The sequence below is a fragment of the Bacillus sp. PAMC26543 genome (assembly GCF_014250375.1).
Lineage (GTDB): Bacteria > Bacillota > Bacilli > Bacillales > Bacillaceae > Bacillus > Bacillus halotolerans.
The window spans coordinates 238,180-264,213 of sequence record NZ_CP060193.1 but is presented as its reverse complement, the minus strand read 5'-3'; the positions used below and the strand labels follow the sequence as shown (position 1 = coordinate 264,213).

Genomic DNA, 26,034 nt, shown 5'->3' with positions numbered 1-26,034 from the left:
GATTTCCGCTGCCGGAAATCCTTTTTTGGTAATTTAATTGATAAATTTTATGACAGGCAAGCTTTCAGCACCTGAAGCATAGTAGTAATTTAAAACACTGAAAAAGTCTATCGCTTTGCCGGTTTTCAGATCAACGATCAATATATGGTCCCCATAGTTCTGGTCATCCGCATCAAGCCTTCTAGGTGTTTTTTTACCTAACGTATCAAGGAAAGAATCATCATAACCTACCCCGGACTGATAAGCTGATACATGATGCATAAAAAGCGTGCCTGTGTCTAAGTAAACCATGATGGCTGAGCTTGAACTTGCATAACTCGAACGATAAGTGACAGGGTCAGAAATATTTTTAACCTTCACATCAGAAATGGAATGGGTGCGCTGATTATACCCGCCTCCATAGGAAAAATAATATTCTCTTTCCCAGTCTAATGAAGATGTTTTCGTATTAGAATTGTACAGCAGTGTACCATTAGCATAAACGGAACCGTCTCCATACTCAGCAACAAAGGCTTGTAAATTAGACGTTACCGATTTTACACTTGAATAATTTGAAGGGTTTTTCGCATTTAACTGAATGTTATATGAATCTCCCGTCGTTCCTTCAGAGTAAACCCGGATCATATAATCGCCAGCGGGAAGCTCTTTTAAAAGCACTAAGTTCCCTGCTGCCATTGATATATTAGACGGCTGAGCTTCTCCTGTATCCCAATTGACAACATACAATTTCAGATGGTAATCGCTGTTGTCTGAAAGAATTCTTGTGATAAGGGTTCGATCTGACGAAGTACTGAAAAAGTACATATCATCAGGATTATTTTCATCAAGGACAGAGGTTGTATTGAAAACCTGGTCATCGGAGTTGTACATGGAACTTGTTTTAAAAACATTCTCATTCGAAGGCTTCTTCACTTTCATCTTTTCTGTTTTATTGTCCGTTTTAAGGCTTACTTGCTTCGCTTGATTTAATGAAACATCCTCAGTTTCCTTTTGTTTTTTCAGTTTTTCCTGCTGCTCCATGATTGGTTTATCTTTTAACACACTTTGCGCTGAGGCAGCATTTGAACTCATACATAAACTAAAAACAACAAGCAACACAGTACACAAAAAAGGCAGTGAAACAATTTTTTTGTTCTTCATATACAAACCCCTTTCCAATTTTATACTATACATATCGGCAAGGAGCTCGGATCATTTACATAAATATATTTATTTTCATAAATTGTTTATTTTTTCTATCGGTTCATTGACGCGCCATTCGAAGCAATCAGCTCTTTATACCAATAAAAGCTTTTCTTGCGAATACGGCGCAGGTCTTTCAGATCGAATTCATCACGATTGACATAGATGAAGCCGTAGCGTTTAGAACAGCCCTGGTGCGTGGAAATTAAGTCAATCGCAGACCACGGTGAGTAGCCGAATACGTCAACGCCGTCTGTAATCGCCCATTGAATTTGTTCAATGTGCTGCTTTACATAATCAATCCGGTAATCGTCATTAACCGTATCATTTTCTTCCAGTTGATCGAAAGCGCCTAACCCGTTTTCTGTGATGATCAATGGCAGCTGGTAGCGGTCATAGATTTCACGAAGTGTGGAACGGAAGCCAACCGGATCAATTTCCCAGCCGAAATCGTTTTTCTTCAGGTTCGGGTTGGCGCTGCCGCGGTAGACGCCGTCTTCCCCCGTTTTCAAATGCTGGTCTCCTCCGCGCGCTGCTTCGTCCGAGCCGTCGCCTTTGCTTGCTTCCGCCGTTTGAGACGTGTAGTAGTTAAATGCGATAAAATCAGGCTTCGCAGATCGCAGAATCTCCATATCACCATCTTCAATGACTGGCGTATAGCCTTTTTCTTTCATATATGCCCAAGCTGTCGTGTTATAACGCCCGTGAACCGCCATATCTAAATAGAGCCAGTTGCGGATTGCATTGTAGTTGAAGGCTGCGACAACATCTTCCGGTTTTGAAGATGCCGGGTAAATCAGCGCAATGTTTGGAGCTGGGCCGATCTTGGCTTCCGGCAGCATCTCATGGCATAGATTCATAGCCTTCGCCTGTGCCACCAGCATGTGGTGATTTTGCTGATACAGTTCTTTTTTCGGGTTTTTCAGATTCGGATCAAGTGTGCCCAGCGCACTTCCATGCAGGATCATCATGTTTTGTTCATTGATCGTCAGCCAGTACTTGACACGGTCACCGAAGTGTTCAAACAGCACCTTCGAATACCGTTCAAAAGCGTCAATTGCAGATCGCTTTGACCAGCCTCCTTTTTCCTGCAATGCATTCGGCAGATCAAAGTGATACATCGTGACGATCGGTTCAATCTTATATTTGAGCAGCTCATCAATCAGATTGCTGTAAAATTCAATCCCCTTTGGATTGATGTCTCCGTCGCCATCAGGAATAATGCGCGTCCAGGCGATAGAAAAACGGTATGCTTTAAAGCCCATTTCAGCAAACAGCGCAACGTCTTCTTTATAACGGTGATAATGGTCGCTGGCTACCTTAAAATCAGTCGTTCCCTCAGGATAGCTGTCGCGGGCGTCAATCACTGAAGGTCCCTTTCCATCTTCGTTCCACGCGCCTTCAACCTGATAAGCAGAAGTTGATGCTCCCCACAAAAAGTTCTCCGGAAATGCCGCAAGTTTGTTATAGTTCATCGTTTGTTCCTCCAATGTTTTAGATTAAAGAAAGAATTCTATCTTCTGTTTTGACTTGCTTTTGATCAGTTTGAATGACGTCGGTATATTGATCTGTGTTTGTGATGATGATCGGCGTGTTCATATCAAACCCTGCTTTTATTAACTCCTCTAAATCAAATTCAGCCAGCAGATCGCCTTGTTTGACGGCTTGCCCCTGCACCACTTTAGGATAAAAGTGTTTTCCTTCCAGCTTCACCGTATCAAATCCGAGGTGAATCAGGATTTCTGTTTCCTGATGGGTGATCATGCCGAATGCATGGCCAGTCGGGAAAACGGTCGATATCACGCCATCTGCCGGAGCCACCAGCCGGCCTTTCTCCGGCAAAATCGCAATCCCCTTTCCAAGCATCTCCGATGCGAACACCTTATCCTTCACTTCCGCTAACGGAATCACGCTTCCTTCTAATGGACTGCTGATCTGTTCATGATGTGTGGCAGGTGCTGGCGGTTCCGTTTTGGCATCTGCTTTTTCCGCGGGATCTTCAAAAGCGACAATGTACGTTAGGATAATTGAGAGAATAAAAGATACCGAGATTCCCAAGATAAAGCCTGCAAACCCCTGTCCGTAGAAAATCGGGATGGTCAATAGACCCGGCGCACCTGAAGCGATGGCCACACTGTGAGCCTGCCCGATAATCGCGCCGCCAACAGCCGCACTGATGACACCGCATACAAAAGGTTTTTTCAGTCGGAGCGTCACCCCATAAACGGCAGGTTCCGTAATGCCGAAAATTCCGGTGACAGCGGCGGAGCCCGCAAGCGCCTTCAATTTTTTATTTTTCGTTTTTAACATGACTCCGATGGCGGCACCTGTTTGGGCAAACACAGCAGCTGCTGTAGCCGGTTTGATAGAATCCTGCCCGTTGACCGCAATATTGTTTAAAATAACCGGCACGATACCCCAGTGAATGCCGAAGATGACAAGGATCTGCCAAAGGGCTGCGATTACGGCACCGGCCAGCATCGGATTAAAATGAAAGATCGCCAGAATCACAGCCGCGATGCCATTCCCGGCATTTACGCCAATCGGCCCGAACACGATTAATGTGAGCGGCACGACCGTCACTAAACAGATCAGCGGCGTAATGAAGGTTTTTACACTGTCATGAATCAGCCTGTTTAGAAACTTCTCCATGCAGCTCATCACGAAAATCGCCAGGATGATCGGTATAACGGTTGATGTGTAATTCATTAAAACAACAGGAATGCCAAAAAAATCGGTATCCGCATTGCCATTCTTCAGTTCAATAATGGTTGGATAGATGAGCGCCCCCGCAACCGTGACAGACACAAACACGTTTGCGCCGAATTTTCGGGCAGCTGTAATGGCAAGCAGCAATGGCAGAAAATAAAACAGGCTGTCTGCGGCGGCATACAAAATCGTGTAAGTTGTATCCTCAGTTTTGAGCCAGCCGGCATTTGTACAGATCATAAGCAGGCCCTTTAAAATTCCCGCTCCCGCCATCACGCCAAGCAAAGGCGTAAAAATGCTCGATACGATATCAACCAGCCGGCCGAACAGATTCCCTTTCTGAGCATAACGCTCTGTTTGGTCATCCTGCAGCACACTTGATATCTTTCCAATCTCGCGATACACTTCGGAAACATGATTACCGATGACCACCTGAAACTGCCCGCCGCTTTCCACAACAGTCACGACATCGTCTAAAGCTTCTATTTTGTCTTTGTCTGCTTTTGAGCGGTCGTTCAGCGTAAAACGCAAGCGCGTCGCACAATGTACAAGTGAACGCACATTTTCTTCCCCGCCGACCAATTGTAAAATGTCTCTGGCTGCTGCCTGAATCCCCATTTCCCCTCATCCCTTCCGCTGAAAAATAAAAAACCTAAACTACCCCTGCCACAATAGGAACAAGTAGTTTAGGTTTTGCCTGCTGACCAGTAACAATCCTATAAAACTTCATCATTCGATTTTTCTTCAATTTTGCACCATCACCATCCCCTGAAAAAAATAAAAACCTAAATTACCACCAGCACAGACAGAGATCCTCCGCACTCATCGTAATTTAGGTTTTGCCTGCTTATCAGTAACAATCCTAAAATCATAATATATTGATGTGAGAAAAAATTAACACACGAAAACAAAAATGTCAACGCTTTCATCATGTTTGTTTGACGACCCTTTCAATATGAATCGTTAAGTACAGCAGCTCGTCCCTGGTGAGTTTGTGTTCATATTCTTGTTCCATATACGCTTTGATTTTCTTCGTGCAGTCATACGCGCGATGATATTTTTCTTTCACCGTTTCCAGCAAAAAATCGTCCTGGCTTTCCAGGTAGGTTCCGTTAAAAAGACGCTGTGCGAAAAACTTCAGGTGAGTGACAAACCGGTAATAATGCAGCGATTCTTCATCAAATTCAATATTAAAATGATATTTTACAATACTTAAAATCTCTTGCATCACTTTTGTAATGTTAATAATATTGGGCATCTCTTCATTGAGTTCGGCATTCACGATATGGAGGGCAATAAAACCTGCTTCATCCTCCGGCAGGGAAACACCTGTCTTGTTTTTTACCATATGCAGCGCTTCTTTGCCAATGGCAAACTCATCTTTGTACAGCCGTTTGGTTTCCCACAGCAAAGCATTTTTGATATCAAGGCCCTTTTTATTGCGCTGTATGGCAAAGTTAATATGATCGGTCAGCGACACGTAGATGCTGTCGTTCAGCTTTTTGCCAAGCTGTAACTTCGCATAGCTGATAATGTCCTCACACACTTCCATACACTCGAGCGGTATTTCATACAAAAGGGTTTTAAATTTCTCTGATACATCCTTGTTATCGAGAGTGAACACCTTCTCAATGCGTGCTTCATCGACCTCGTCGCCGGACTTTTTTTGGAATGCGAGCCCTCTGCCCATGATGACCAATTCGTTCCCTTGTTCATTGACCACACTGATCACGTTATTGTTGATCACCTTCGCAATCTTCATGACATGTCCCTCCAATCAGCTAAGAACAGACTACACCTTGATTGTACATTCTTTTTGTACTAGGTCAATATCTTCAGGGAAAGAGCAGCGATCCGGTCAATATACTTCACTCAGCACCGTCTGCCCGCTCTGTTTCTGAAGCAGCGCCTCAAGTTGGCGTTCATAGGATTCCTTATCTGCCCCCTGCTTCTTGACTATGCCATTCATTAAGTTGATGCTTTCGGCATTGTATTTCGTATATTGTTTTTTCAGCTGATCCAGCTGTTTTCTTGTTTGTTTAGCGTTTTTCGGGGTGACCTGATTGATGAGCGCGATCATGCTGCCGGTAATCTCAAAAAAGGTGTCTCTATTGACTTTAAGCTGCTGATTCTCATTGCGGCTCTTTTCTTGATTGCGGGTTTTTTGAAGCATTGCGAATGCCTCGCTGTTTTGTTTTTTGAGCCGGCCGTTTTCGAGTTTAATTGATTCAAGATTTTTCTTCGCTATATCTGCTTCCTCTTCTGTCATGCTGCTGCGAATGAAATATTCAGGGTTGCCGATCCCATAATCAAACGTCTCGCTTACGTGTACCATAGAACTGAAAACAACCGCCAGCTGCATATCGTTTGATAGGGTCTGAAAGTCTTGCTTTTTCTTGCTGCCCAGTGATTTTATCATGCTTTGTTTGATCGTCTTTTGATCATGTTGGGCAGCGTTCTGAACATCGCTTTCGCTTTCACATGCGCTCATCGCAAGAACAGCAACCAGCAGGCTTATCAACAAGCCTATTCGCCTCATGCTCTGTCTCCTCTCTGCTGAAACCCTTCTGGAAAATGCGGCAAAATATAGTTAAATCGTACCAGATATATGATGTGTCAGCAATAAACCAAAAGTATTATTTGACCTATATAGAACATAAACATTTTGTAAAAATTGACCACGGTTCCATCCTTTTCTATGCGGTTTCTCGTACAATAGAAGTATCGTTACTGGGGAGGGGCTCTGCAGATGAAACGTTTTACGAAACAAGAAAACAGCTGGGTTGTATATGACTGGGCAAACTCTGCTTATTCCATTGTCGTCACAACCGCGGTATTTCCGTTGTTTTATAAATCAGCCGCTGCGGAAGGCGGTGTCAGCGCTGCTCAATCAACTGCTTATTTAGGTTATACGATAGCGATTTCTACCTTTATTCTCGCCATGCTCGGCCCGATTTTAGGAACCATCGCCGACTATGAAGGCTGCAAAAAAAAGTTCTTCGGTTTCTTTGTGTCAGCCGGTGTCGCCTGTACCGCGGCGCTTGCATTTATTCCAAGTGAACATTGGCTGCTATTGCTGCTGTTCTACACCATATCGGCTGTCGGTTTTTTCCGGCGCCAATGTATTCTACGACGCCTTCCTCGTTGACGTCACGCCTGAGGAACGGATGAATCTCGTCTCCGCCCGCGGCTTTGGCTTAGGCTATATCGGCAGCACGATCCCATTTATCCTCAGCATCGCCGTCATCCTGCTCGCACAAGCAGAAACGATTCCGATGTCTGTGTCTGGCGCAAGCCAGCTGTCCTTTTTTATAACGGCCGCTTGGTGGGGACTGTTTACCATTCCGATGCTGAAACACGTTCATCAGCGCTATTACATCAAAAGAGAACCCCGCATCATAGCCAACAGCTTTAAACGCCTCGGACAAACGTTGAAACGGATCCGGCAGTACCGGGCGCTGTTCCTCTTTCTGCTCGCTTATTTCTTTTATATCGATGGAGTCGGCACCATTATTACGATGTCGACCTCTTACGGGTCAGATTTGGGCATCAGCTCCACAAGTCTTCTGATCATCCTGTTTGTCACTCAGGTCGTCGCCGCGCCGTTTGCCATTTTATACGGAAGACTGGCGGAACGCTTCACAGGGAAAACAATGCTGTACGTTGGCATCGTCATATATATGATTGTCTGCGTATATGCGTATTTTCTGGAAACGACGTTTGATTTCTGGATTCTAGCCATGCTTGTCGCCACCTCGCAGGGCGGCATTCAAGCATTAAGCCGCTCCTATTTTGCCAAGCTCGTCCCGAAACACCATGCAAATGAATTCTTCGGCTTCTACAACATTTTCGGAAAATTCGCCTCAATTATGGGGCCGCTGCTCATCGCCGTTACCGCCCAGCTTACCGGAAAATCATCGACCGCGGTGTTCAGCCTGATCATTTTGTTTGTGATCGGAATTGTCATCCTCGCCTTTGTGCCGGAAGAAAACAGCACCAATATCAGCCATCACGAAAATGACCTGCCCCTTTAACTGGGAGCAGGTCATTCATCATTTATTCGCTTTATTCACCTTAAGCTTTTTCCCTTTGACGGTTGTATCCTTCATGGCTTTGAGAACATGTGGGCCTTTTCCGTTTAAAATTTCCACGTACGAGGCGTTATCCATGATCGTAATGATGCCAATGTCATCAGCAGAAACCCCGTCGATTTTAGCGATCGTTCCGACAAAATCAACGGCTCTGATTTTCTTTTTCTTTCCGCCGTTAAAGTACAGCTTCATGATGTCTTTATTCAGCTCTTCGCTCTTGTCTTTTTTGATCGCCGGACGGTCCTTCAGTTTAGCGAGAAAATCCGGTTTCTTTTTTGCGATTTCCTCTTGGGATGGGGCTTCTAATTTCTGAATCCCAAATCCGATATAGTCTTCTATTTCAGTCAGGAACCGCTTTTCAAACGGCGCCACAAATGAAATCGCTTTTCCCTGATTTCCGGCTCGGCCTGTCCGTCCTGTACGGTGTACGTAGCTTTCTTTCTCAAGGGGCAGATCATAGTTGATGACAAGGGCGATATTCTCTATATCGATCCCCCGTGCGGCGACGTCTGTCGCGACTAGATACCGGTACTCGCCTCTCTTAAATTCATTCATAACGTCAAAGCGGTCTTCCTGGATCATCCCGCCGTGAATTTTATCACATGGATACCCTAAGTCATCCAATTCATCAGTCAGCTGATTGACATGCTCTTTCGTCCGGCAGAAAATGATGCAGCTGTCCGGGTTCTCAGTGATAAGTACATCCTTCAGCAAAGAAAACTTATTCTCTTCTCTGACTTGAATCACCGCATGTTCAATATTCCTTGTGGTGAGGCCGGCCGCTTTGATTTCGATATGCTCTGGGTTTTGCATATATTGACGGCTTAATTTCTCAATATCCTCTGGCAGTGTCGCAGAAAACAGCATCGTCGTACGCTCGGTCGGGAGATGCTTGATAATCGCCTCCACCTGATCGATGAAGCCCATATTCAGCATCTCATCCGCTTCATCAATGACCAGATAGGAAAGGCGATCCAGCGGCAGCGTGCCTTTTTCAATATGATCCAGGACGCGTCCCGGTGTGCCGACAACGATATGGCTTTTTTGCTTCAGCTCGGCTTTTTGTTTATCAAAAGATGATTTTCCAAACACAGCTGTCGCTTTGATTCGTTTAAATCTTCCGATGTTCGTGATATCCTCTTTTACTTGCACGGCAAGCTCACGGGTCGGCGTCAGCACCAGTGCCTGCGGTTTGTTTTCGTCCCAATCCGCCAGCTCGCAGAGAGGAATGCCAAACGCAGCCGTTTTCCCGCTTCCCGTCTGTGATTTGACGACAAGATCTTTTCGTTCAAGGGCTGCCGGAATCACGTTTCGCTGCACCTCGGTCGGTTCTGTATACCCCAGTCCTTCCAATGCTCGTAAAATGTCGTGACTGATTTGATAGTTTTTAAAATGACTCATGTATAAACTCCTGTCTCTTGCAGATGTTCTCATTATACTCTAATTAACGGCGGTGTATGTGTTTTGCTGAAAAATGACGTTTTAGAAGCCATCAATCCCCTGTCTTTTTAGTTCCTGAACGGCCAATCGCGCCAGTACATCGGCACCCGCGCGGTTCGGATGCAGCGTATCTCCATTCATATAAAGGGCAAGCGTTTTTTCCGGACCGATCGATGTAAAGCAAGATGAACTGAGGACATTCAGGTCAATAAGCCTTGTTTTTTCTTCATCGGCCAAAGCCAAAATAGAAGCCCTGTACCATCGGTTTACAGAGGAATGGATGCCTTCAGAAGTAAAGTCTGTCGCCCGGCCCTGCGGTGTTGAAAGGATGACTTCCGCGCCCTTTGCTTTCACCTGCCGGATCATATCACGCATAATCTCCTTAAATTCCGCTTCAGATTCATTATGCTTCGGATTTGTATCGTTAATGCCGAGCTGCAAAATAAAGTAATCACCCGGTTTGATGTACTTCAAGATCGCCTCAAGCTGTCCGTCATTTCGAAACCCTCTCGCAATCTGCCCGCCTGACGCCATGTTTCTCACTTGAAAGGTACGCTTGTCGACATAGTGAGGCAGCATCTGCCCCCAGCCCGCCTGCTTGCTGCTGTTGAGCGGATAATAATTGCACACCGTCGAATCGCCGCCGATATAGATCGTTCGGTTTGTCACCGGCTGATCAGACAATTTCTTGATTTTTAGGGCGCTGAGCGTAAAAGCGGTACCCGCCTTGCCTTCAGTCACCAGCAGATTCAGTTGCCCGTCGGTGACAGGAATTTGAAACGTATCCTCCGCACCGTCTCCCGTCATATTGATGACCTGAAACACACCCTCCGCCGCCACACTTGCCCTCGCCGTATTGCCCAGCGTCACCTTCACCTCATAAAGACCCTTCGGAAGATCCACATTAAACGTGTTGTCGCTTTTCGTCCCATTCGCCAAAAATTGAACCGCGTCACTTTTCACGCCCGTCCCGGATGCCGCCACATCCTTCATATGTTCCGGCGTTTGAAAACCGTAGCCCCTTGACGGGTTATAACGGTCAGACGCCCTTACCCCAATGTAATCAGGCTCAACCGAACCGCTTCCAAAGTCAAACTGATATACCTTCGGCTCTGACGCCTTCAAACTCTCCGCCCCGCTGAAACCCAACATTAACATCATCACAAAACCCGCCGTTATCCATTTTTTCATTAAGAATCCCCCTCTATGAAAACGCATTCATTAATGCATACTCGGTGATTGTTTCTTTATGATGACTGAATGCAGAAAAAAATTGCATTGACAAAGGAAAAGGAAGATTTTATTATATCAATTATTGATATATCATTAGTTGATATAAGAAATGAGGTGACCGTTTGCCAAAGCAACGTCCGGAGGAAATGGATCAGCTTACCGATCCAGCCTATTATATTGTCTTAACCTTGCTGGAGCCAAAACACGGCTATTCGATCATGCAGGAGATTGAAGACATGACCGATGCCTCCTTTACGATCGGCCCAGCTACCTTATATACATTGTTAAAGAAATTATTGCAGGAAGAGATCATTGAGCTTGTCAACAACGACAACCCGCGCCGCAAAGTGTACCAGACCACCCTGCACGGCCAAGAATTACTCAAAAAAGAAATGCAGCGCAGAAAAATGATGGCGGAACACGGCGAACGCGCTTTTCAACAATTGAAAGGGGATTCATCATGAAACAGAAAAAATATATGATGTCTGAAGGATTGGCGTTTTCAGAAGAAAAGGATATGAAGAGACTAAGTGATATGGCCAGCAAAGGATGGGTGCTCGATTCTTTTGCGTTTATGGGGTATAAGCTTAGAAAAGCTGAGCCGCGGAAGTTGATATACAGCATTGACTATCATGATGTTGAGAAAGAAAACTTAGAGGAATACACCGAGATGTTTGAAGCGGCCGGGTGGGAACGTGTTTGCTCTTCACAAGGTATGCATATCTTTTCGGCTGTGCCCGGGACTTCGCCGATATACAGTGATCAATCCACCTTGAGAGAGAAATATAAAAGAAGCGAAAAAGACGTTCGAAACGTCACCTGCACCTTGAGCTTCCTGACTCTCTTGTCCATTACAATCCATTATGTAACCGGATTATCAAATTGGGTGCCTTTGTTTTTTCTGATTGTGACTATCCCGTTTCTCGTGACATATGCGGCAACAAAAGCAAGAACGCTTGGAAAGTGGGGAAAATCAGTGTGACTTCTTGTCACACTTGATTACATCCCACCCTCCGCAATAGAAACTCATTTGGTTTTCTTGATCATACACATAATAACGGAGCCTTTCCCATTGATCATCAGTCGGTAAAATCTCCAATTCAATCCTATCGATGGATTCAAGATCATCCAGTCTCGATGCACTGATGTCTTCAAACCGCAAATGAATGTCACAGGTTTGAGCAGATAGTTTTAATTCAAACACAGGAATTTGAATATAACGATCATCTTCTTTCATATAGAAAGAAAACTCGTTGAATGTAAATGGGCCTGTATCCGCATCAGAAAGATGCTGTTTCATTTTCTCGTATTGTGTGATATTCATATGGATTCCTCCTACGTTTCATCTAGCTTTCTCACTTTCACTGCTTACCAATTTTGATGAGTCTACTTGTTAAGCGTCCCCTTTTATAAGCTTTGATTATTTAACAGAAAAAGCTTATTATTATGATCAATTCCTGCAACCTTATCTTTATAGGAAGCTACTTGTGTAAAACATAGACTTTCTCCATTGTTTTCATTTGAAATTTCTTGTTCTACATAACTTTGCATGTCATTCGTCTTGAATACTTTTTCAATAGTGTAAGAGTCATCATCACGACTGAAAAGATAAATTGATGATCCATTTTTGATGCATGAACTACACTCTATTTCAACCTCAACTCTTTCTAATGTTTCTCCAAGTAAATTCAATTTTTGTAAATAATCTTCACCCATCGATCTGTAATACAAATAGATGGCATCCTCACTTACAAAAGTAGAATAATATTGGTCAATCACATAAGAACTAACACCATGGGAATACAATTCATATTTTCCATTTTTCAAAACAAATTTATTAATCCCTCTCGTACTTATTTCCTGATCAACGCATGAAAATATGCCCGTTTCATCATAGCCGACCCATAAACTCTTATTTTGATCTATCATCATTGAATTAATGTATCGCCCCGCATAAAAAGATTGATGGAATCCTTCAAGCGGATTCCACAAATATATATTGGGTTCAACGTCTCTAACACTATCCTCGTACTCTTTATCAATTAAAAACAAGAATGAATCATCAACTTTTTGTACATTTATGACTTGTTCGTTTGTTTGTATGCTATAGCTATTTAAGAATCGTCCATCAGTGTTACAGTAGAGAACAATATGATTTATATATTTAGCACCATAATCGATTTCTTTTATAGTCAATACAATTATTTCTGATTCAGTCATTGATAGTAATACTGTATCTTCCTCATTTACTTCGACATTCAAATCTCTAAATTTTAGTTCATGCATAGATGACATCCTTTCTATTTTTAAAAAGGAAGAAAGAATTTTCCCTCTTCCTTTTATTCACTTTTTAATAAGGGTAACTTGTTACAACATACCTTCCAGATTTAACAACCTTTACAGTATAAGTATGCCGACCATTCGTTTTTCTTCCAATAGGCTTTTTAAACTTCTTAAAGTGTACTGTTCTACCATCTTTCTGGATGTATGCAGGTCTAGTTCTTGCTGTTGCCTTAGTTGTTCTCCTTAAAGTTTTAGCACTTCTAAACTTGCTTTTTGGTTGCCCATTTGGCATTCGTGCCTTCGACTTAGGACCATGATCTTTTTTGATATGTTTCCAGTTGAAATTTTTACCTGATTTTGCAAATCTATAAACTCTCTTAGCGCCCTTGAATATTTTCCCAGGCCCAAAGTTAGAAGCAGCTGCCCAAGCAGCACCTTTCCATCCTTTACCTGATTTATATGCCTTATACCCATCATAGGCTGCAAATCCAGCATTAACCACAAGCCATACCCAATGCCCATCCGGATCAACATTCATCACCGGGTTATTATTTCCGTAAGCATATCCATTCTGATCCAATGAATCTCCGTCGCTGCCCGGGTCTGGGTCGAGCGATAGGAACACGCCGTTTCTTGGCTCGTAGTAGCGGGCCATGAGATAGTACAGACCGGTTTCTTCGTCGTATTGGTAGCCTGCGTAGCGGTAGCGGTTGTCTTTCACTTCGTCGCTTGCTTCGGTTTTTGTTGGGTTTCCCCATGCGTCGTACTGATATTTGGCAACAGTTTTTCCAGAGCTGTCTGAGATCGCGATGACGTCGCCGTGAGCGTTGTAGTGATAGAAATATTTCTTGCCATTTTCTGTGTAGGATAACAGCTGGCCGCTGTCTCCGTACGTGTATGATTTTGTGACTTTGTTGTCCGCGTCTGTTTCATACAAGACGTTCAAGCTGTCTCCATCGTAGAAGTAGTTCGTGACGTTTCCGTTGACGGTTTTTTGGATTCTGTTTCCTTTTTCGTCATACTTATATGTTGCGAATGGCTTGTCTTCACCTTTTTTTGTAACGGCGGTCAGGTTATCCTCTGCATCCCACGTATATGTGAATTTGCCGTCGGATGTGCGGTTGCCGTTTTTATCGTAAGAGATGCTTTCATCATTGACTTTTGTCAGCTGGTTCATGATGTTGAAGGAAGCGTTCACCGTTTTGCTTGAACCGTCTTTTACAGTTGTAACGGTTTTCCGGTTGCCGAATCCGTCATATGTGTATTCAATGACAGTTCCGTCTTCATGGGTTTCTTTGACAAGCTGATTCAGCTTTCCATACTCATATTTCACCTTGCCGCTTGCTGAGCTGTTTATCGTGGTGCGGTTGCCGTTTGCATCGTATTCATAGCTTTCCGTCAGAATGCTTCCGCCGTTTTTGTCGCCGATATGCAGCGAACTTACAAGGTTTCTTTCGTCATATGAAAAACTTGTTCCGCCGCCGTTGCCCGTAATAAAGGTTTGGACGTTGCCATTTTCGTCATAATCAAATGAATAGGAAGATGTGCTGTCTTTCATCTCAACCATTTGATCAAGTTTGTTATACGTAAATTGATTCGTTCCTTTTAGGTCCCCATGAGCCCACGAGAAGGTTTTCAGCTTATCGGAGTCACTAGGATATGTCCAAGTTTGGCTGCCGCCGCGGTCTGTCAGTTCGGTTAAGCGGTTTTTGTTGTCAAATGTCCGTTTCTTTGTGGTGTTCTGCTCTTTATTGACGACCGACGTTTCATTTCCATTTTTGTCATACGTGAAATTGTACTTTTCTGTACCGTTATACGACTTTGATTTCACCCGATCTGTTCCATCATAAGAAAGAGACACTTCGTTGCCATTTGGTGAAATGGTTTTGGTCAGGTTGCTGTTGGCATCATATTCACTTGCTAGCACATTGCCGAGAGGGTCAGTTGTTTTGACAAGCTTGCCCATGACATCATATTCGTATTGATAGGTTTGATCTGCTCCCGCCCGGATGGTTTTGCTTATCTCATTGCCTTCCTTATCATAGCTGTGAAGGATAGACGTGCCGTTAGAGAGCGTCATGTTTGTCAGTTGGTCTGCCTGATCATACGTATAGGTTGTTTTTTCACCTTTTGCATCCGTTTCAGACGTTTTCTTACCCGTTTCATCGTAATCAGTTGAAGTAGAGTATCCTAGTTCATCTTCTTCCTTGGTCACATAGCTTCCATTGCTGTCATACGTGCTTTTTGTTAGAAGGCTTCCTTCAATCAGACGGATATCATCAAACCAGACTGTTCCTGTCGCACTCTTTTGGAACAAAATGCTGATATCGACTTTATTGATCGGCTTTGTTTTTGGTATAACGACAGCTGCCCGGTTCCATTCCTGTGTTCCAGAAGGGAATTTGGCATTGTATACACCTGTGCTGCCGTCCGCGTAAGTGACATTAGCCTGCAGAGAATAGTCTTTTTCATCTGAAAATTTGACGCTGCTGGCTTTCGACATTCCTGTCAGTGTGAGATAAACTGGTTTGTCGTTTGCGCTTTGCCCTAAGACAACGGTTTGTTTTGTTACTGATCCGGCTTGGGACGCACTGGTCCGGGCTGCTTTTAATGATACGTCATCATTAAAGCCTTCCTCAGAATCAACGGAGGCCCCGCTTACATTCCAGTTTTCCGTTGCTGCTGTGAAACTGCTGTTTTGAACTGGGTTATAGCTTGACGATACTTCGCCTTTTTCCAGCTGGACTTCATCAAACCATGCTTTTCCTTTGCCATCTTTATCTCTATGATCGACTTCCATATACACAACAGCTTTTCCTGCATTTGCTGGAGTCGTAAAAGTGATTTGCCGTTTTGTCCAGTCATTTTTTCCGGCTAATGCACTGTATTCATTGTGAATCCATTGAATTCGTTTTTGATCTTTGTCTCGCAAATCAATGTTAAAGTAGGCTCTTGATTTCGCTAGATCTGTTTTGATTTTCCCGCTTAATGTATAGGTAGTATTCGGCTCCAGTTCCACTGTTTGTGTCGCTGACGAATACCCGAGTTCTGTTCCGGCAGACGTTGATTGGCTCAAGACTTCCAAAGCCTTTGATCCGGAAAGAACCCCGCTTTTATCGGCAATCACTGAGATTTTGCCGCTGTCTTTAGAAGCAGTCAGATTCCAGCCGGATTTTTGTGCTTCAAAGTTTCCATCTTTCAAAATATTAGTTGAAGCTGATAAATCTATGCTGGATTGAATCTGGTTTCCATATTTATCATAAACAGCTGCTGAAGATGATTTTCCGCTCTGATCGGTTTCGGATACAGCATCCAGTCCGTCATAGGCAATATCCGTGACATTCCCCTCGGTATCCTTCATCTTTGTGACGTCGTTGTTTTTGTTGTATTCGTATGTCTCAGTTCCATATGCGTCTTTAACGGATATAACGTTGCCATCTTTGTCATATTGATAGCTTTCCGTTGCTTTTCCGGTTCCGACGTCGTTTGGATCTACATCTTCTACGACATTATTGCCTTCATATTTTGTATTTGTTGTAATTTTTAGCCCTTCCGCATCATCAATAACCTGAATGGGATTTCCCGCTTCATTATAGCCGTACTGCACTTTCCGGCCATTCGGCTGTGTCATGAGAAGCGTCTTTTTATCAGCATCATAGCTATAGACATATGTTTCTTTCTTAGCGTTAATCGCTTTATCGAGACGGTGCCCGCTATACTGATATTCGGTAAAGACAGGCTTTGCTTCGGTACTGTTGGCTGAATATTGTTTAACAAGGCGTCCTTCACCATCGTAGTCATAGCTTGTGACAGTCCCATCTGTATCCGTGACTTTCTTCAGCAAATCATTCTCATATGAGTAGGTGACTTTCTTATTCTTAGGTCCGGTGATGGAAGTCACATGGCCATTTTCATCATATGTGAATGTGAGCTTGCGGCCCGATGCATCTGTAATGGCTGTCAGTTGATTCTTGTCATTGTAAGTGTAGACGGTTGCATTGTTGTGGCCATCCACTATCTTTTGAAGCTTGCCGCCTTTTTTATTGAAATAAGCGTTTGTTTGATCCTTTGTTTTTAATATGAACTGATCAGCTGTTTCTGTTAATTCAAGATAGACACCGGTCGGCGGCTGATACGTGCCATCGGCTTTTTTAGTAAAGCGATGAGTAGTAGCGTCTTCATCAATATACATTGCCCCGCCGTCCGTCGAGATGACAGATGTTTCTGCATCAGCATACCAGCCTTGTCCAAATAAGTGATCGGAGCTGTCAAGACTGTTGTAGGTTCTCGATAAGCCAAGTCCCGGTCCGCGCCCGTCAATTGACAGATCCTCTTCATTCACAATAACATTGCCTGTCGCACCGTTTAACTGGCCGCTTGGGATATCAATGATAGACCAGTATTCTTCTGTTCCAAGGAATTCTGCGCCTTCATGGAACGTTGGGTTAAAGGGTGCTGTCGGAATCGTTTCACCATTCGCATCATAGGCGGAAAGAGTGAAGGAATAATTCTTCTTCCCTTTGTAATTTCCATTTGCATTGTTATAGACAGGTGACGGGTCAAGTGCCAATTCACGGCCTTTTCCGTCTGTATGCAGCTTGTAGCTTCCGGCTTTTATTTCCTCAGAAGTCGGCCAAATGTTTTTATTTTGGGTTGTCCAATGATCCACGTCCCCAACATCATAGGACTGATATTCTTTTCCGTTATAGATATTAATTTTATAGCCTTTCGCATTTTGAACCTTTTCCCATATCAAATTCACATAACCGGTTTGGCTTGATTTTGTGTTTGTATACACATAACCGGATAAGTTCTTTGGTTTAGCGATATCAGGAAGTGTCGGGTTGGCAGCCGGTGATGCAATGGCTTCGCCATCTTTGTTATAGGCGATTATTTTAAATGAGTAATTTTTTTTGGCTGCATCCCCACCGGCGTTTTTATAGGTTGGTCCGGGATTGATCGGCAGCTCTGCTCCGTTTCCATCCTTTAGGTGAAGAGCATATTTTCCCGCTTTAATTTCTGCACTTGTCGACCAGATCTTTTTCCCCTTGGTGGTCCAAGACGTCTGATTTCCCAGATCAAGTGTCTCAAAGCCTTTCCCATTGAATACCTGAACTTTATAGCCGGTGGCTCCTGATACAGCTTTCCAAGAAAGATCTAAGTATCCTGTGGCATTCCCATTATTATAGCCCTTGGTTGACGGTGCTTGTGCTTTTCCTACATTAGGGATAACAGGCTTTGCCGGTGCGGACATCGCTCCTTCTCCCTGATCAAAGATCGCGCTGACGCCGATCCAATAGTTTTTACTTGTGGCATAGGTTCCGCCGGAGTTCTTATACACTGGAGATGGATCTAGCGCTAATTCAGTTCCGCCTTTTCCATCAAGGTGAAGCTTGTACTTACCGGATGAAATTTCTGCACTTGTCGGCCAAATGTTTTTCCCTTTTGTGCTCCAGGATGTCGTGTTGCCGACTGAGATCGCTTGATATTCTTTACCATTATAAATCCATACCTTATAGCCTTTTGCACCCTCGGCCTTTTTCCAACTGATATTGAAAAAACCAGTGCCGTTCCCGTTATTGTATGCCTTAACAGCAGGTGTGCTCGCCTTCGGGATGGTGTATGTCACTTCAATATAAGGCTTATTGTTTGAGTTCGCTGAGGAAATTAGTTTTTTCCAATATTCCTTACCGTTTCCGTTTGCATGAAGCTTAAATCCATAATTGGCCCCGCCGGAGTTCCATGACTTTACAGCGGCGGTCACATCGTAACTCGCCCACTGTCCTTTATGGACGTCGGCTTTTCCGATATTTTTAGATGCCGGTTTGGTGTTCCATGTTACTTTTGCATGATCATAATTGCTGTTGACTGTATCCAGCCAAAGACCAGTTGCCTTTGTTCCATAATAGGAATGGGCTACGTATGTTTTTAATGTAGCTTTGCTGACTGTCATATTTTGAATCGGTTTTAAATTGTTAAATTTCATAAACGCATAATTGGTGCCTGTTGTTTTGTCGTAATAACCCGTTTTCAGCACATAGGCCTTCAGATTAGCATCCCATTTCTGCGAAGATGCCGAATAGTTGGTCGTCGGGTAGGCACTCATGACAAACGTATCTGATGAAACAGATAAAGACGTTGACGGGTCGATAGACACTGGATACACGCGTTCAGGGTCTTTCAGCCAGTTCTCGTCTGCCGTGAGATGAAGCAAATACCCTTCTTTATTCTTTTCCAGCTTATAGCTGACTTTTTCTGATCGTCCCACCTCGCCGGAAAGTTCATCCAGTTTTGAATCAGTCATAAAAGGTTTAGGCACAGAAAAAACAACTTTTCCTTTTTCATCAGAAAAATCTATTGATCCATCCTCTTGTTCTTTTGCCTGCAAATCGGTTTTCACCTGAAATGAAAATGTGTTGTATCCGTCATACTGATGAAGGACTAAATCTTCTTTTATGTTTTCGTTGAATGTGAAAGTCTGAAGATCAATGTTCGGAAAAACATCCGGATAAACAATCTCATTACCATCAGTCTTATAATCTGCTGGAGTATCTTTCGGAGTAAGTGAAGTTTTATTTGGACCTTTTGCTTCTACAAGTGAATATGTAAGCTTGTGATCATTGTGCTCAAAAGTCGCATAAAGTCCGTTCTTCATTTGCTTTTGAAAATCTGAATTCAAAACAGCATTTTCAGTTTCAACTTGTTTGCTTGTCGTTTCTTTTAATTCAGGAGAAATCTCCTCCCAGTCTGCATTCGATGTTTCCTTTGTATGAATAGGATCAAGGTATACTTCCTGTTTATAAACACCGTCCCCTTCATAATAAAGCTTTGTGTTTTCCGTTCTTTCTGAGGTGATTTCTCCCTCTTTGTTTATATCCTTCTCATTAAATGGTACAGCTTTCTCTGTTTGATCATTCTGAAGGGTTTCTTCCGGATCAGCAGTTGCGACACGATTTCCGGACTCTTCTTCTGAAGTTTTTGCCAGTACATCTACTGGCAATAATGAAATCATTAGCGCCAACACTAAACATACGGCAATGAATCTCTTAACGTTCCGCCTCTTTCTTTTTTTCATTTTCTCTCTCCTTTTGTAATAAAAGTAATATTTACTCAACAATGTTAACGTCACTGAAATATTATTACAATATTTTTCTAGAAAATTTATCTTATTTTAAGATTTAAACAGAGCAAAAAGACCCAAAAAACCAAAAAAAGGCCCATTTAAGGCCTTTACACTTTTTTCTATCATGATTGAAATTGTTCTAAATCCTTTTCTTCAGCAGCTGCATCCGCCTTCCCCTGCCTCCTGACAAGCGTCAAAGCCATGCCCGCAAAGATCATTACGATGCCTAGTGTTTGATAGAGGTCTGGGCGGAAACCCGTAAACACGGTATCGAGCACGATCGCGACAGCGGGGTCGAGGAAGACAATGACCGAAATAAATTTCGTTGATAAAAATCGCAAACTGTCAAAAAACAGCAAATACACAATACCTGTATGAATAATACCAGTGGAGACGACCATGATCCAGTTTCCCTGAGACAGGTTTGCAAAAGCGCCGAAGTGAATAAACGGAATCAGGATGATAACCCCTAAACCGGTTTGCAGGAAGGTGGTCGTGTAAGGACTGAGGTTGTGAATGCCTTTTCCCAATAAAGTGGTGAACGCATAAAACAGTGCGGCGAGAACTGCCCATATGATCCCTGATCCCATCAGCTGTGTCAATGAAGTGCTGCCGTTAATCCCGGAAATCAGCGCCGTTCCAAGAAAGCAGATGATAATGGAGCTGACGGAGATCACATTTAATTTTTCTCTATAGATAATACTCCCCAGGAGAAGAACAAGCACAGGTGCAAGGTGGTATACAGAGATGGCAATTGTAACTGACGTTTCTTCAAAAGACTTAAATAAGAAGACCCAATTGAATACCAGAAAGAAACCGCATGCTAATGTTTGAAGGACTTCCCGCTTGCTCCATTTTTCAGTTTTATACTGACCGGACGCCAGCCAGCAAAAGCTTAAAAATAATGTCGCGCACAGACAGCGAACGAATACCAATTCAAACGACGGCAGATTGGTATGCTCAGAGAAAAAGCCAATGGAACCGAAAATCACCATGGAAATGACCATTTTCAGCACGGCTGTTGATTTTTGTTTTTGTAATATGAGATTTTGCTGCATCAAATGCCCCCCAGTATAGCTATCTGCAGATATAAGAGAAAATCCTCTTTTTTACATATTGATACTATTATAAAGGAAGCAGTTCCATAAATCACCCAGAGTTATTTTACGAATCTATACATAAAAAAAGCGCCTTGTAGGCGCTTTTTTCTTCTTATCTATCGAACAATTAATACAGGACAAGTTGATAATTGAGACACTTTATGGCTGACGCTTCCAAGCATCATTTCTTTCAGGCCGCTGATGCCCCGGCTTCCGACCACGATCAGGCTGACGCCTTTCTCTTTTGCGGTATTTAAAATTTCGTGTGCCGGCTCTCCCTGTGCGTAAATGATGTCGGCTTGAACGCCGCTCTCGGCCGCTTTCGCTTTCGCGTTCTCAAGGATGTGTAAGCCTTCTTTTTTCACTTCTTGCCTGATTTCATCAATAAAATGTTCTGGTACATAGACAATCCCGGTCAGAGAAGAAGTCGCTACGACGGCTTCTCTCCCCACATGAAGGATGCTTAGTTCTGCCTGCTGTTCTTTTGCCAGATGCACTGCGGCATCAAGGGCTTTTGCACTCATTTCTGACCCGTCAATCGCAACTAACATTTTGTTAAACATACGCTTCCCGCCTTTCGGACTGTGGGTGGTTCATCTTTCTCTTTTATTGTCCGCCTGCTGTCTGTTATTGTCAATTGGGGTGTATGTTTATTCATAAAGTTGTCAGAGACTTTCTCCGTTTGTGGCAATGACCTGCTGATACCAGCCGAAGCTTTTTTTCTTGATGCGATTCAATGTTCCGTTCCCCTCATTGTCTCGATCAACATAAATGTAGCCATAGCGTTTTTTCATTTCGGCAGTGGACGCGCTGACAAGGTCAATCGGTCCCCATGATGTGTATCCGATCAGCTCAACACCGTCAGCAATCGCTTCACGCGCTTCCATTAAGTGGTCCCGCAGATAGTCAATTCTGTAATCATCGTGAATGGAGCCGTCCTCCTCAACTTTGTCTGCCGCGCCAAGGCCGTTTTCCACGATAAACAGCGGCTTCTGATAGCGGTCGTATAACGTGTTGAGCGTGATGCGCAAGCCTTTCGGGTCAATCTGCCAGCCCCATTCTGATGATTTAAGATATGGATTTTTCACACCGCCCAGCAGATTGCCCCCTGATTTCGCAAGATCTTCAGGATCGGTGCTCGCCGCCATGGACATGTAGTAGCTAAATCCGATGTAATCGACCGTATGTTTTTTCAACAATTCCTCATCGCCTTCAGCCATTTCAATTTCAATATTGTTTTCTGCCAGATAGCGTTTCATATATCCCGGGTACGCACCTCTTGCCTGCACATCTGAGAAGAAAAGTGTTTTGCGCTCATTCTCCATTGCCGCGAAGACATCCTCCGGCTTAGAGGTCATCGGATAGGTTGTTGTCGCGGCGATCATACAGCCAATTTTTGAGTCGGGAATGATCTCATGCCCCGCTTTAACGGCAAGGGCGCTGGCGACAAACTGGTGATGTGCGGCCTGGTACATCGCGTTCAATTGATGTTCTCCTTCTTCAAAAACAAGACCGCCGCCTGTAAACGGTGCATGGAGGACCACATTAATTTCGTTGAATGTCATCCAGTACTTCACTTTGTGTTGATAGCGTTTGAAAACAGTTCTGGCATAGCGTTCATAAAATTCTATGACTTTGCGGTTCTTCCAGCCGCCATAATGTTTCACAAGACCGAGCGGCATTTCATAATGAGAGATGGTCACGACTGGCTCAATATGATGCTTTAACAGCTCATCAAACAGATCATCATAAAATTTGAGGCCTTCTTCATTTGGCTCCTCTTCATCGCCATTCGGAAAAATTCTTGTCCACGCAATCGAAGTCCGGAACGCTTTGAAACCCATTTCTGCAAATAAGGCAATATCCTCTTTATAACGATGATAAAAATCAATTCCGGTATGATACAGATTTAAAGAAGTCATCGATTCATCAAATGGAGACATGATGCCGTTCGGTGATACATCAGCTGTCGAAAGTCCCTTGCCGCCCTCGTTATAAGCACCCTCAACTTGGTTGGCAGCGACCGCGCCGCCCCATAAAAATCCTTCTGGAAATCGTTTTGCATTTGCACTCATTACAGTTCACCTCATCAGTTTATTTTTTAAGATAAAGCAAGCAGCGCTTCTTTTGTTTGAACCCTGCCGATTTCTTTTACCGGCGAAAATGAATATCGGTCTGTGTTAGTGACGATAACCGGGGTGATCACGTCATATCCAGCTGCTTTAATCTGTTCCAGATCAAAGGAAACGAGAGGATCTCCAGGCGCGACCTTGTCGCCTTCTTTGACATGAGCCGTGAACCATTGGCCCTCCAGTTTGACAGTGTCCAATCCAATGTGTATGAGGATTTCAGCTCCCTGATCACTCGTAATGCCAATGGCGTGCTTTGTTTTAAAAACGGTGGTAACGCTTCCATACACAGGTGAAACCACTTCTCCTTCTTCAGGCTCAATAGCAAATCCTTTTCCCATAATCCCGGCAGAAAACACTCCGTCATTGACTTCGCTTAATGCTTTCACTTCCCCTTTAATCGGACTGTGAATGATTTCTCCGCTGCCCTGATGACCATTTGTCACAGAAGGCTGCTGATTACTTTCAGACGGTATATCCTCGAATCCAATAAGATAAGCTGCCGCTGTTCCCGCAACAAACGCAATCACAAGACCAATTATCGCGTAAATAAACGTTGGGCCGATAAAGACCGGGATACTCGGCAGCCCTGCGTTGCCTCCGACAATGTAGGAAGCGACACCCGTAACGCCGTAAAATGCGCCGCCAGCCGCACCGCCAAGCAAAGCGGCCGCAAACGGTTTCTTCAAACGCATATTCACGCCGTACATCGCGGGTTCTGTAATTCCCATCAGCGCCGTCACACTTGTGGTAAGCGCAAGCGATTTAAATTTCTTATTTCTGGAGCGAAGAAAAACCGCAAAAGATGCGCCGGCCTGCCCCATATTCGCCAAAAACATGGCGGGCAGCAAATAATCGTGGCCGTTTTGCGCGATGTTGTTAATCATAATCGGCACCAATGCATAATGCATGCCCGTCATAATGATCAAAGAGAACGTTCCCGCAAGCAAAATCATCGCCACAAGCCCGGCATGATCAAATAAATAGTTTACGCCGACAGACAAGTATTCTCCTAAAATAGCACCCAGCGGACCAACTGTAATCAATGTCAGCGGCACGACAATCAATAATGTCAGGGTCGGAACGACAATCAATTTGAGAGAAGAATGCGTGATTCGGTCAATCCACTTTTCCACATACGATGCGATCCAAATCGCAAGCAAAATCGGGATGACCGTTGATGAATAAGTGGCAGCGGTTACAGGAAGCCCGATAAAGGAAATGCTTTTCCCTGAACTGAGCAGCGCCGTCAGATCCGGATGCAGAATCGCCGCTGCAATCGCCGCCGCTACATACGGATTGCTTCCAAACTTTCTCGCCGCACTCATCGCAAGCAGGAGCGGAAGAAAGTAGAACGCACCGTCACCAACAGCTGACAGAATGACATGGACCTGGCTTTCCTCCGCCATCCAGCCGAATGTGACCGCTAGCGCAACAAGCCCTTTGATCATACCTGCACCAGCAATCGCGGGCAGGATCGGTGTAAACACACCAGAAATCACATCAAAGACCGCACTCAGCACATTCTTTTTCTGGCCAGATGTCCCGGCGCTCTTTTCATCACTGAGGCTGCTGTTTTGCAAAATCGCCTGATACACCTTCGGCACATCATTTCCGATGATAATTTGAAACTGCTCGCCGCTGATATTGGTGCCCATCACACCCGGCAGCTGCTCCAATTGACTCCGGTCCGCTTTCGAATTGTCATAAAGATTAAAACGCAGTCTCGTCATGCAATGAATCACGCGCTGAACGTTTTCTTCACCGCCTACGAGTTGTAATATGTCTCTCGATAATTTATCATAATCCATGTGTATACCTCCTTTTTTTGGGGGAACCGGCTGGATGAAAGGTGGCCGCCTTTCTCCAGCTTTTTTGTATTTAATGCTGCATCACCTCCAAAATGAGAATAAAAAAAACCTAAATGACACAGATTGCGAGAGTCTCCTCCTGCACCTGTACCATTTAGGTTTTGCCTGCTTTCGCAGTAACAATCCTGACGGTCGCTGTATTTGTTTTGTAGGTATACTTTAGCACTAGATTTATGTGATGTCAACGCTTTCATTTTTAGTATTGACTAAGAGTATCGATTCTAGTACAAAGGTAATTATAAAGATTTAACCTTATTATTAACTCCAATAAAAAATTATTGTTATTAAAAAACCTTGAAAGGCATTTTTCCAATCAAGGTTAAGAATTGTTATCGTTTAAATTTTATTTAAAGACTTCTTTATTTGCACTATTACATTTTTTAGCCAATCAATTGGTTCTAAATTAAACGCAGGAAAATACACGCCATCTGCACAAGATTGAATGTAATCATTTTTCTCATTATCTGAATGCTCACTTTCTATAAAATCCATTAAAAAGACAATAGCATCCTCCAAATATTCCTTACTTTCCTCTGCTAATAACTCTTGTAAAGCATCATCGGGAGATTCAATATCCTGATGAAATGGTCCAGCTAAAAACTGAAAAACAGGGTCCTCTTGTTTATTGATCGATAACATGTCATCTTGCTCCTTTAAGGGAGAGGTAACGGAATAATAATCCTGATAGATATTTCATTTTGGGGTAAATCTTTAAATCATTCATCATCTAATAAATCATAGAAGATCCTGGTTCTTCAAGTGTATGCTCACCCTTTAGAAACTCTATTTATATCCCTCTATATTATTTGATTTTTTTTATAAGTATTCTTTTCCTGAATATATAAATATCTAAAGGGAACAAAAAGAAAAATA

The 26,034-nt window shown here is 43.5% G+C and carries 16 protein-coding genes and 2 pseudogenes; 3 read left to right on the top strand and 15 right to left on the bottom strand.

The genetic code is table 11. The features are described 5' to 3' along the window. Positions 1 to 33: 33 nt before the first annotated feature. The 5 genes from H7F27_RS01310 to H7F27_RS01290 all read right to left on the bottom strand — a co-directional run bounded on the left by H7F27_RS01310 (position 34) and on the right by H7F27_RS01290 (position 6,430). Positions 34 to 1,140, bottom strand: a complete 1,107-nt coding sequence (locus H7F27_RS01310; protein WP_095712681.1) for a hypothetical protein — start codon at positions 1,138 to 1,140, stop codon at positions 34 to 36. A gap of 95 nt (positions 1,141 to 1,235) precedes the next feature. Continuing rightward, positions 1,236 to 2,657 carry a glycoside hydrolase family 1 protein gene (locus H7F27_RS01305; RefSeq protein ID WP_095712680.1) on the bottom strand — a complete coding sequence of 474 codons (1,422 nt, stop codon included), beginning with the start codon at positions 2,655 to 2,657 and terminating at the stop codon, positions 1,236 to 1,238. A 19-nt stretch (positions 2,658 to 2,676) separates the two neighbouring features. Further along, complete coding sequence (locus H7F27_RS01300; RefSeq protein ID WP_185848449.1) at positions 2,677 to 4,509, bottom strand: beta-glucoside-specific PTS transporter subunit IIABC; 1,833 nt, start codon at positions 4,507 to 4,509, stop codon at positions 2,677 to 2,679. A 310-nt stretch (positions 4,510 to 4,819) separates the two neighbouring features. After that, positions 4,820 to 5,653: a BglG family transcription antiterminator LicT gene (gene licT / locus H7F27_RS01295; RefSeq protein ID WP_185848448.1), complete on the bottom strand. Its 834-nt coding sequence runs from the start codon at positions 5,651 to 5,653 to the stop codon at positions 4,820 to 4,822. Between the two features lie 96 nt (positions 5,654 to 5,749). Beyond that, on the bottom strand, positions 5,750 to 6,430 hold the full coding sequence (locus H7F27_RS01290; protein WP_185848447.1) for a hypothetical protein: 681 nt from the start codon (positions 6,428 to 6,430) through the stop codon (positions 5,750 to 5,752). Positions 6,431 to 6,640: 210 nt separating this feature from the next. Between H7F27_RS01290 and H7F27_RS01285 the strand changes: the two are divergent. Beyond that, positions 6,641 to 7,925, top strand: a pseudogene (locus H7F27_RS01285) (MFS transporter). A gap of 18 nt (positions 7,926 to 7,943) precedes the next feature. Here the strand turns inward: H7F27_RS01285 and dbpA are convergent. Both dbpA and H7F27_RS01275 read right to left on the bottom strand, forming a co-directional pair. Next, the gene (gene dbpA / locus H7F27_RS01280) at positions 7,944 to 9,383 is read right to left on the bottom strand and encodes an ATP-dependent RNA helicase DbpA (protein WP_185848446.1); all 1,440 of its coding nucleotides are present in this window, start codon (positions 9,381 to 9,383) and stop codon (positions 7,944 to 7,946) included. Between the two features lie 81 nt (positions 9,384 to 9,464). Next, on the bottom strand, positions 9,465 to 10,613 hold the full coding sequence (locus tag H7F27_RS01275; protein WP_185848445.1) for a rhamnogalacturonan acetylesterase: 1,149 nt from the start codon (positions 10,611 to 10,613) through the stop codon (positions 9,465 to 9,467). A gap of 164 nt (positions 10,614 to 10,777) precedes the next feature. Here H7F27_RS01275 and H7F27_RS01270 point away from each other — a divergent pair, with 164 nt between their 5' ends. Continuing rightward, the gene (locus H7F27_RS01270) at positions 10,778 to 11,119 is read left to right on the top strand and encodes a PadR family transcriptional regulator (RefSeq protein WP_024123387.1); all 342 of its coding nucleotides are present in this window, start codon (positions 10,778 to 10,780) and stop codon (positions 11,117 to 11,119) included. Beyond that, positions 11,116 to 11,637 carry a DUF2812 domain-containing protein gene (locus H7F27_RS01265; protein WP_101859729.1) on the top strand — a complete coding sequence of 174 codons (522 nt, stop codon included), beginning with the start codon at positions 11,116 to 11,118 and terminating at the stop codon, positions 11,635 to 11,637. Before H7F27_RS01270 ends, H7F27_RS01265 begins: the two co-directional genes overlap by 4 nt. Positions 11,638 to 11,850: 213 nt before the next feature. Here H7F27_RS01265 and H7F27_RS20740 read toward each other — a convergent pair. From H7F27_RS20740 to H7F27_RS01225, 8 genes and pseudogenes are all read right to left on the bottom strand, one after another. Next, positions 11,851 to 11,979 (bottom strand): annotated as a pseudogene (locus tag H7F27_RS20740) (hypothetical protein); the annotation flags it as partial. 83 nt (positions 11,980 to 12,062) lie between these two features. Then, positions 12,063 to 12,941 (bottom strand): immunity protein WapI, encoded by an 879-nt coding sequence (gene wapI, locus H7F27_RS01255; RefSeq protein WP_101859727.1) that lies wholly within the window; start codon positions 12,939 to 12,941, stop codon positions 12,063 to 12,065. Positions 12,942 to 13,005: 64 nt separating this feature from the next. Beyond that, on the bottom strand, positions 13,006 to 20,013 hold the full coding sequence (gene wapA / locus H7F27_RS01250) for a tRNA nuclease WapA (protein WP_185848443.1): 7,008 nt from the start codon (positions 20,011 to 20,013) through the stop codon (positions 13,006 to 13,008). 170 nt (positions 20,014 to 20,183) lie between these two features. Further along, positions 20,184 to 21,119 (bottom strand): DMT family transporter, encoded by a 936-nt coding sequence (locus tag H7F27_RS01245; protein WP_101859725.1) that lies wholly within the window; start codon positions 21,117 to 21,119, stop codon positions 20,184 to 20,186. A gap of 158 nt (positions 21,120 to 21,277) precedes the next feature. Next, a complete protein-coding gene (locus H7F27_RS01240) occupies positions 21,278 to 21,724 on the bottom strand; it encodes a universal stress protein (protein ID WP_024123397.1) in 447 nt (148 codons plus the stop codon). 102 nt (positions 21,725 to 21,826) lie between these two features. Next, positions 21,827 to 23,236, bottom strand: a complete 1,410-nt coding sequence (bglH, locus tag H7F27_RS01235) for an aryl-phospho-beta-d-glucosidase (RefSeq protein ID WP_095712664.1) — start codon at positions 23,234 to 23,236, stop codon at positions 21,827 to 21,829. Positions 23,237 to 23,262: 26 nt separating this feature from the next. Further along, a complete protein-coding gene (locus H7F27_RS01230; protein ID WP_185848442.1) occupies positions 23,263 to 25,101 on the bottom strand; it encodes a beta-glucoside-specific PTS transporter subunit IIABC in 1,839 nt (612 codons plus the stop codon). Between the two features lie 396 nt (positions 25,102 to 25,497). Next, positions 25,498 to 25,800, bottom strand: coding sequence for a contact-dependent growth inhibition system immunity protein (locus H7F27_RS01225; protein WP_185848441.1), 303 nt, complete (start codon positions 25,798 to 25,800; stop codon positions 25,498 to 25,500). Between the last annotated feature and the right edge of the window lie 234 nt (positions 25,801 to 26,034).